The following is a 5219-nucleotide window of genomic DNA, read 5'->3' as shown; positions in this document are numbered from 1 at the left end:
CACGTCGCGACTGTTCACCAACTCCCGCAACTCAGCGGTCTGTTCCACAGAGAGCTCCATGCCAGAACCAACGAGCCCCATCGATCAAAGTAACGACTGCAGGATCACGAGACACTAGCAACTTAAGGCTAACCATCGCGGCGCGAAGGTGGGCTGGCCCGTGGAACGGTCAACCTACTCAGTTCGACCCCGATTCGACCCCGTAGGCGTAGGTCAGAGTGGATACCCACTCTGACCAGGGCCGGAGCGGTGCGGTCGGTCCCACGAGAGATTACTCGTGGTTGTCAAGTGTTGAGCGCGTAGAGGCTGCGGCTCGTTTTGAGGATGAGTCCTTGGCTGGCCCATTGGGACATCTGGACGCAGAAGCTGTGGATGTTGGTGATGCCCAGGGCCTGCGCGATTTCGCTTCCGTGCCAGGTCCGCTGGGGTTCGGTCCGCATGAGAGCCAGGGTTTTCTCCTTCCGGCGGGCGTGGCGTGGCGGGCTGGCTGGTGCGGGGGTCGGGGGCGGAGGTGTCCGGAAAACGCGTGGCCCCTCACGAACGTGGCTTGCACGGCCGCATCGCGCACAAAGGCGAGAAGGCACCGATCCAGGCCAGTCGGCGTTGGCACCTCGAACGCACCCATGCCTGGCAAAACGCCTTCTACCGGCTCGCCAGCAGCTACGAGCGGCGCGCCACCGTCATCGACACCTTCTTCGACCTCGTCGTGCGTAGCCTGATCCGACAGGCATGGACGACCCACCGCTGGGACGAACGCCCGAACCGCCGACCATGACCACACGCCTATCCGCCCGACCCCTTACTCCGAGACCCCGCTTTGGAGGCGTCCGGGGTGGTGGCGAGTCTGCGAGCGGCTTCGATCACTGTCTCGCGGCGCCGGGCCAAGGCGGCCTGGTCGGTCTCCTCGTCCAGGACAACGCGGCACATCCTGGGCACCGCGAAGTTCCAGGCGATCAGTCCCATGAGGGTGAACAGCAGGTCCTGGGCGGCGCGGACGCGTGCGTCCTCGGGAAGGTGCTGGGCCACGCCTCCGTCCACGAGATGGTGAACCTTCTCGCGGAAACCGTCACGGCGCTCCCGCTCGCTCTCGTCGGGTTCGTAGCCCGCCTCCAGCGCCTCCCACAGCAGCAGCCTGATCAGCTCCGGGTGTTCCTGGTACCAGTCGAAGAGTTGCCCGACCGACCCGGCCACCGCGTCGGGATCGATGGAGACGGAGACGCGGACCTCCTCCAGCTTCGCCCGCAAAATGGCGGCGAACAGCTTCTCCTTGCTCCCGTAATACAGGTAGATGGCCTGCTTGTTGGCTCTGGCGGCCGTTGCGATCCGGTCGACCCTGGCCCCCGCCAGGCCGTGCTCGGCGAACTCGGCGGCGGCGGCGTCGAAGATCCGCCGTCTGGTGTCCTCCGCGTCATAGGCCATAAACAAATTAAACCATCCGGTTGACTCCTCTCCGTCCAGGCGGCAGTATCGACACAGTAGTAAAACAACCAGATGGTTTATTTCATCGAAAGGCTCTCCCTTGAGCACTGCGACTCCCATCCCCGTTCGTTCGCCGCTGCCGAGCGCCCTCTCCGGCACGACCGCTGTCCTCATCGGCGGAAGCTCGGGCATCGGGCTGGCGGCGGGCGTCCTGCTGCGTTCGGTCGGCGCCCGCGTCGTGCTGGTCGGCCGCGACCCCGACCGGCTGAAGGCTGCCGTCTCCCGGGTGCGAAGCGCGAGCCTGGCCGAGGACCCCGACGACGCCGTGCTGGCCGTTCCCGGCGACGGCGGCGACGAGCAGACCCTCGCCGAGGCCTTCGACAGGGCGGGTCACGTCGACCATGTGCTCGTCACCGCGGGCGGCATCAGCGGCACCGGCCCCCTGACCGGGCTGTCGGCCGACGACATCCGCACGACCTTCAACTCCCGCCTCCAGGCGGCCTTCGCCGCCGCCCGCGCGGCGGCGACCCGGCTTCCCGCGGGAGGCTCGCTCACGTTCAGCTCGGGGATCCTCGTGGTCCGCCCCGTTCCCGGAATGACCGCCCCGCTGTCGGTCGCCGGTGCCGTGGAGACCCTCACCAAGGCCCTCGCCGTGGAGCTCGCCCCCGCACGGCTGCGCGTGAACACCGTCCGCTTCGGCCGGATCGACACCCCACTCCTGCGCTCGCGGCCGGGGCTGGACTCCGACGACGCGATCGCCGCCGCCGGATCGACCGCTCCCCTCGGGCGCTTCGGCACCGCCGAGGAAGCCGCCGCCTCGGCCCTTTTCCTCATGGCCAACAACTACGTCACCGGCCAGGTCATCACCGTCGACGGCGGCGAAACCCTCACCTGACCCCGACTCCCGCCACCTGAGCTCAGACTTGAGTGACGCCTGAGGAGATGGACGAGGTCCGCCGCCCGCTGGAGGCATTCGCTGCGCAGATGCTCGGCTCGCTCTCGCGGCGGGACCAGCAAGCCAAGGGCGAGTTGTATCTGCGCGGGCTGAGCGGTCGACCGGTGAGCGTCCGGTGGCCTCGCCGCCTCCGGATGCCTTGGTGATGGAGCCGTCGACGGCGATCTGGTCGAGGACGAGGCCGACGATCCGGTCGTAGGACGGGCCCCCGTGCCCACAGGGCCTCCGGGGCCCCCTGGCGGATCGAGGCCAGGCCCGCGCGGCGGAAGGCGGGGATGTGCTTGCCCATCCCCGCCCAAGCCTGGCCAGGGGCTCCTCGCCGAGCGGGACCGCCTCCGCCAGGTCGACGGTGACCAAGTCCGCGAGGAGCGGCACCGCGAGGTCGGCCAACTCCTGCCCGGTCCGCATGACGTCCAGGCTGCTGCCGATACGCGCACTGGCCTCGCTGAGGATCGCCAGGCGCTCACGCGCCCGCTCTCTGCCAGTGACGTCCACCCACATGCCGCACACGCCCAGCACGTGGCCGTCCGCGTCCTCGAGGCGGAAGAAGGAAGCCGAGAACGCACGTTCCCGGCGCCGGTCCAACGGCAGCCATGAGCGGAAGTCGTGGTCGACCACCGAAGTGCCGCTGTTCAGCACTCGCCGCATCACCCCCTCGGCCGCTTGGGCCTCGGCGCCGGGCAGTGTCTCCGTCAGCCGGCGCCCCAGCCGCTGTTCGCGGGGGATGCCGTCCTGGAACTCCAGGGTCTCGTTCACCCAGGTGCAGCGCAGCTCCAGGTCGCGGACAATGATCCCGATCGGTGCCCGGGTGAGCAGCGACTCCAGCCCCGATCCGTTTACCGCCCACGAGGAGACCGCGGCCATGCCGGTCGCCGAGACCAGCCACTGCGTCCTCCCGTCCGGCCCGGACAACGGGGAGACCCGCAGGCTGACATCGAGCCTGCGGCCGTCGCGGTGGCGGACCGCCGCGATACCGGACCAGCCACCGCTGACTCGGCACCGCTCCGCGAACGCCTTCGCCGCGTCCCCGGCACACGCCAGCACGACCGCGGCCGGCCGGCCCACCACCTCCGCGGCCGCGTAGCCGACCAGCCGCTGGGCGGCCTGCGTCCACCCGACCACCACCCCCTCCGCGTCGAGCACCGCGATCGCCGAGCCGGTCATCCCCACGAACCCCTGCCCGGCGGCGGGCACCATGCCCTCAGTGCTGCCCACCGCGGCCATCCCTCCTGGGAGGGGTGTTGCGGACAGCCGGGATCGTGTCGCTCCCGTCGGCAGATTCGGCACCCGCAGTGCCGTGGTCGGCGACATCCAGGCGAGCGCCCATAGCGGGCTGGACGCATGTGGCCCCTGCGCCGACCCCGCGAGCCGCGCCGAGAAGCTCCTCCGCCCCCGCCTCCTTGAGCAGGGATCCGGCCGCGCGGCCCCCCGACCGGGCGGACTGACGGTCGATGCGCTGTATGCGGACACCGCGACCGAGCTGCGTTCGCGGCTCGCGGTCCTCCGGTGCCACGCGGTGAGCGACCAGGGCTGCGAGGTCGTCGTCGCGGGTGCCCGCGACGTAGGCGAGCAGGTCCTGGTGGAGGTGGTCGAGAAGTTGGCGGGGCGGGGCCGAGGTCCATCGGCGGACGCGGTGGGTGAGGGGATAGAAGGTCCCGGTGTGGTCGCGGGTCTCGCTGACGCCGTCGGTGTAGAGCAGCAGGCGGTCGCCAGTGGCGAAAGGGATGGCGTCGACCTGGTAGTGGTCGCCGAGCAGGCCGGTCATGTTGATGGGCGGTGACGGCGCGCTGGGTTCCACCTCGTGCACCTCGCCGTCGTGCAGGAGGAGCGGCGGCGGGTGGCCGCAGTTGAGCAGGCGTGCGATGGGTTCCTCGGCGGGGATCTCGACGAGCAGAATGGTGACGAAGCGCTCCAGCGCGTCATCGCCGGGGACGTCCTCGCAGTAGTCGATCATGCCGGCCTCCAACCGGCCTGCCAGGGAGGGCAGATCAGGGGCGTCCCGCACGTGCACCCGGAAGAAGCTGAGCAGCACCGAGGCGGCCTCGACGGCCGGAAGTCCGTTGCCGCGGACGTCACCGATGATCAGCCGGACCCCGTGCGGGGTCTGCTGCGCCTCGTAGAAGTCGCCGCCGATGCGGGCGTGCGCGGCGGCGGCCTGGTAGAGCACCTCGACGTCGACCTGCCCGAGGTGGTGCGGGACCGGGCGCAGCAGCACCTTTTGGGTGGTCTCCGCCACGGCGCGGACTTCGGCGAGGGTGTGCTCCCGGTGCTGCCGGACCCGGCTGGCGTAGGCGGCGGCCAGGGTTATGGCCGTGATCGCGAGCAGGGTGAAATTGCCCGGGGTCTGGCCCAGGTCGTGGTCGGCGGCGGACAGGGCGAAGCCGGTCATCAGGGCCAGCAGTCCGATGCCCAGTGTGCCGGCCACGGGGAACATGGCGGCGGCCAGCGCCGGCGCCGCCCCGAACAACCGGTAGAACTGCAGGTGGGGGGTGAGGATGTCCGCCACCGCGGTCAGCACGATCACCAACAGCGGGGTGAGGAGCGCCGGCTCGAACGGCCGTGCCTCGTCCCGCATCCGGCGGGAGAGCCGCTTCGGGGTGATCACCTGCCTGAGCGAGCGAATTGCAGGCATGGCGGATTCCTTGAGAATGTCGGCAGTCCAGGAGGACCGGGGGCGGCTGATGGCGGGTCTGCCGTTGATGGCTCGAAAAGAGGCTCCCGCTCGGAGTGACGGGTGAGCACGTCTGAGCAGCGGATTTGGGGCGGGAGATCCGCGAGACCCTCCGCACCGACGAACGCGCCGGGAACATCGAGTCCACGCCCGGCATGGGACCGATCCTGGGCG

Annotated in this window: 5 protein-coding genes and 3 pseudogenes; 3 read left to right on the top strand and 5 right to left on the bottom strand. The window is 70.0% G+C overall.

All coding sequences use genetic code 11. The features are described 5' to 3' along the window. Positions 1-284 precede the first annotated feature (284 nt). On the bottom strand, positions 285-440 hold the full coding sequence (locus FCI23_RS57905) for a hypothetical protein (protein ID WP_169317459.1): 156 nt from the start codon (positions 438-440) through the stop codon (positions 285-287). A gap of 92 nt (positions 441-532) precedes the next feature. Between FCI23_RS57905 and FCI23_RS53845 the strand changes: the two are divergent. After that, positions 533-775: pseudogene (locus FCI23_RS53845) on the top strand (IS5/IS1182 family transposase); the annotation flags it as partial. 8 nt (positions 776-783) lie between these two features. Here the strand turns inward: FCI23_RS53845 and FCI23_RS53840 are convergent. Continuing rightward, positions 784-1419 carry a TetR family transcriptional regulator gene (locus FCI23_RS53840; RefSeq protein WP_136731497.1) on the bottom strand — a complete coding sequence of 212 codons (636 nt, stop codon included), beginning with the start codon at positions 1417-1419 and terminating at the stop codon, positions 784-786. Positions 1420-1519: 100 nt separating this feature from the next. Between FCI23_RS53840 and FCI23_RS53835 the strand changes: the two genes are divergently transcribed. Together FCI23_RS53835 and FCI23_RS53830 are read left to right on the top strand one after the other, a co-directional pair. Continuing rightward, positions 1520-2314, top strand: a complete 795-nt coding sequence (locus FCI23_RS53835; RefSeq protein ID WP_246144904.1) for an SDR family NAD(P)-dependent oxidoreductase — start codon at positions 1520-1522, stop codon at positions 2312-2314. A gap of 47 nt (positions 2315-2361) precedes the next feature. Then, positions 2362-2520 (top strand): hypothetical protein, encoded by a 159-nt coding sequence (locus FCI23_RS53830; RefSeq protein WP_211265890.1) that lies wholly within the window; start codon positions 2362-2364, stop codon positions 2518-2520. Here the strand turns inward: FCI23_RS53830 and FCI23_RS53825 are convergent. The 3 genes and pseudogenes from FCI23_RS53825 to FCI23_RS53810 form a co-directional block, all read right to left on the bottom strand. After that, positions 2468-2575, bottom strand: a pseudogene (locus FCI23_RS53825) (IS5/IS1182 family transposase); the annotation flags it as partial. The gene FCI23_RS53830 and the pseudogene FCI23_RS53825 sit on opposite strands and share 53 nt — an antisense overlap. 315 nt (positions 2576-2890) lie before the next feature. Next, positions 2891-3538 (bottom strand): annotated as a pseudogene (locus FCI23_RS62045) (PAS domain-containing protein); the annotation flags it as partial. Positions 3539-3575: 37 nt separating this feature from the next. After that, a complete protein-coding gene (locus FCI23_RS53810; protein ID WP_246144903.1) occupies positions 3576-5006 on the bottom strand; it encodes a PP2C family protein-serine/threonine phosphatase in 1431 nt (476 codons plus the stop codon). Positions 5007-5219 lie beyond the last annotated feature (213 nt).

The organism is Actinacidiphila oryziradicis, from assembly GCF_005047355.1.
GTDB lineage: Bacteria > Actinomycetota > Actinomycetes > Streptomycetales > Streptomycetaceae > Actinacidiphila > Actinacidiphila oryziradicis.
This window is presented reverse-complemented; position numbering and strand designations above follow the sequence as displayed.

Bases quoted from the DNA above. Each gene is read 5' to 3' on its own strand.
- FCI23_RS57905 (WP_169317459.1), bottom strand. From the start codon at position 440: ATGCGGACCGAACCCCAGCGGACCTGGCACGGAAGCGAAATCGCGCAG.
- FCI23_RS53810 (WP_246144903.1), bottom strand. From the start codon at position 5,006: ATGCCTGCAATTCGCTCGCTCAGGCAGGTGATCACCCCGAAGCGGCTC.
- FCI23_RS53830 (WP_211265890.1), top strand. From the start codon at position 2,362: ATGGACGAGGTCCGCCGCCCGCTGGAGGCATTCGCTGCGCAGATGCTC.
- FCI23_RS53840 (WP_136731497.1), bottom strand. From the start codon at position 1,419: ATGGCCTATGACGCGGAGGACACCAGACGGCGGATCTTCGACGCCGCC.